This is a genomic window from Pseudomonas protegens (assembly GCF_003732485.1).
Taxonomy (GTDB): domain Bacteria; phylum Pseudomonadota; class Gammaproteobacteria; order Pseudomonadales; family Pseudomonadaceae; genus Aquipseudomonas; species Aquipseudomonas protegens_B.
Genome location: NZ_MOAK01000018.1, coordinates 24756 through 27524, shown reverse-complemented (window position 1 = coordinate 27524; position 2769 = coordinate 24756). Strand labels below are relative to the sequence as shown.

Annotated in this window: 2 protein-coding genes; one reads left to right on the top strand and one right to left on the bottom strand. The window is 66.2% G+C overall.

Annotated features, from left to right (window positions below):
- The coding region (locus BLX41_RS02010; protein ID WP_259744327.1) for an MASE2 domain-containing protein at positions 1 to 762 on the bottom strand (762 nt) is incomplete at its 3' end.
- 309 nt (positions 763 to 1071) lie between these two features.
- Between BLX41_RS02010 and hglS the strand changes: the two genes are divergently transcribed.
- Positions 1072 to 2466 carry a 2-oxoadipate dioxygenase/decarboxylase HglS gene (gene hglS / locus BLX41_RS02005; protein WP_123723557.1) on the top strand — a complete coding sequence of 465 codons (1395 nt, stop codon included), beginning with the start codon at positions 1072 to 1074 and terminating at the stop codon, positions 2464 to 2466.
- The last annotated feature ends 303 nt before the right edge of the window (positions 2467 to 2769 follow it).

Here is a 2769-nt window from a genome sequence, read left to right as displayed (position 1 = left end):
CTGCTTGAGGATCTTGCTCAACTGGCGCAGCACCACATCCCCGGCCACATGGCCGTAGGTATCGTTGATGGCCTTGAAGTGATCGATGTCGATCAGGGCGATGGCGCCGCCATGGGTCTGGCGCTGGCAACGCTGGAACTCGATCTCCAGCTGGTCCTTCCAGGCGCCGTGGTTGAGCAGCCCGGTCAGGCTGTCGGTACGACTCAGGGCCAGCAGCTCGCGCTTGTGCCGGCCCAGGGTCACCGCCTGCTGGTAGCAGATGTAGCCCAGCGCCATCGGGTACAGGGTCAGCATCGGCAGGCAGGCATACAGCTGCTGCGGCGTGGTCAGGGGCATGAACGACGGCCCGAACACCCACAGGCCGATGCCAATGCCCAAGGCCTGGGCCACACAGCCGGCCAGAAAGAAACGCACCCCGCCCAGGGCGATATTGTTCATCGCCATCATGCCCAGGGTGGTGGCCAGCGGCAGCGGATTGAAATGCATGGCCGCGACCCAGAACCCGCCCAGCAGCGAATCCACCAACAGGTTGCGGTACTCGGCGCGAAACGGCACCCGGGACCATCGGGCCCACTGATAGGCCAGGTGCGGCCAGATAAAAGCGTTGAACAGCATGAAGCCCCAGACCCAGGGCGCCGGTTGCAGCGGCGACATGCCCGTGGCGACGCAGAAAAAGCCCAGGGCCAGGCCCAGGGTGCGCGAGGTGTAAAGCCTCCTGGCCAGTGACAGTCCCTTCCCTCTGGTGTACTGCGCAGGGGCCAAGTCGCCTCCGTCCAGCGATGGAAAAGGTGGATCGAGCGGGTAGCCATCAACCGGTGAAAGTCTATCAGCACGGGATCAAAGCGCCATCAGTGTACACGCCCTGCCCGGGTCCGGTCGGGCCCGCACGGCGGGAATCTGCGGCGCTCAAGCTCCTGGCTCCCGCCAGCCGGAGCGGGGCCGTGCGCCATGCATTCATTTGCAGAATGAAGTTCAGAGGAAACTTCGTTTGTCAGCCCCGCCAGCCCTCAGCAGAATCAAGGCCGCCCCGCCCTTTTCATGCCTCGATCCACTGCCACGGGAACCCTGTCCATGAGCAACCAGCACTTCGTCAGCCCTGATCTGATCCGCCAGGGATTCTCCCGGGCGATGTCGGATATGTACCGTGAGGAGGTGCCCCTCTACGGCGCCCTGATGGAGCTGGTGGCCCAGGTCAATGCCCAGGTCCTGGAACAGCAGCCGGCCATTGCCCGGCACTTGCAGCACAGCGGCGAACTGCAGCGCCTGGACCTGGAGCGCCACGGCGCCATCCGTGTCGGCAGTGCCGCCGAGCTGGCGACCCTGGCCCGGCTGTTCGCGGTGATGGGCATGCAGCCGGTGGGCTACTACGACCTGACCCCGGCCGGAGTGCCGGTGCACTCCACGGCCTTTCGCGCGGTGCATGAAGAGGCCCTGCACGTCAGCCCGTTCCGGGTCTTCACCTCATTGCTGCGCCTGGAACTGATCGACAACCTCGAACTGCGGCGCTTTGCCGAACAGGTACTGGCCCAGCGCTCGATCTTCACCCCCAAAGTGCTGGAACTGATCGAACAGGCCCACGCCCAAGGCGGCCTGGATGACCAGGATGCCCAACGGTTCATCCAGGAAGCCCTGGAGACCTTCCGCTGGCACCACCACGCCACGGTGACCGCCGCCCAGTACGCCAGCCTCAGTGCCCAGCACCGGCTGATCGCCGACGTGGTGGCCTTCAAGGGCCCGCACATCAACCACCTGACCCCGCGCACCCTGGATATCGATGAAGTGCAACGGCTGATGCCCGAGCACGGCATCACCCCCAAGGCGGTGATCGAGGGCCCGCCACGCCGGGCATGCCCGATCCTGCTGCGCCAGACCAGCTTCAAGGCCCTGGAGGAAAGCGTGGCCTTCACCGACCAGGACCTGCGCCAGGGCAGCCACAGCGCCCGCTTCGGCGAGATCGAGCAACGCGGCGCGGCACTGACGACCAAGGGCCGGGCCCTCTACGACCGCCTGCTGAACGCGGCCCGCGACGCCCTGGGAGACTTCCCCAGCGAGAGCAACGCCCAGCGCTACAACCAGTTGATGCAGGCGCACTTCGACGAATTCCCCGACAACCACGACGCCATGCGCGAACAGGGCCTGGCCTATTTCCGCTACTTCGTCAGCGACGCCGGGCTGGCGGCGCGCAACCAGCCCCAGCGCCCCACGACCTTGCCAGCGCTGCTGGCGGCCGGGCACCTGAGGGCCGAACCCCTGGTGTATGAGGACTTCCTGCCGGTCAGCGCCGCCGGGATCTTCCAGTCCAACCTGGGGGACGACAGCCAGAGCCACTACGCCGCACACTCCAATCGCCAGGCCTTCGAAACGGCCCTGGGCCGCGCCACCCTGGATGAGTTGCAGCTCTACGCCCAGACCCAGCAGCGCTCCCTGGAGCAATGCGCCGCCAGCCTGGGTTTGCCTGCGCTCTAAGCTCCGTCCGGCATCGGCCTTGGCGGTCGATGCCGACCTCCCCTGCCGTCGTTTTCCCCATGGTCATGGGCTGGTCGGGGCGCTATTCTGCCGTCACTTGCGCCCAAGCCCGCGGCGCGCCACCACCAAGGATGGACACGGCGACATGAGATTCGCGACCGCCCTGCTTTTATGCTGTGCCCTCGGCGCAGCGCTGAGCCCCCATGCAGCAGAAACCGTCAACGACATCACCCAGCTCAACCCCATCGTAGTGGACCAGGTGGCCCGCCCCACCACCCTGGAGCAGATCGTCAAGCTGGTGGC

Excerpts from the sequence above, each read along its gene's own strand:
- hglS (WP_123723557.1), top strand. The coding sequence starts at position 1,072 with ATGAGCAACCAGCACTTCGTCAGCCCTGATCTGATCCGCCAGGGATTC.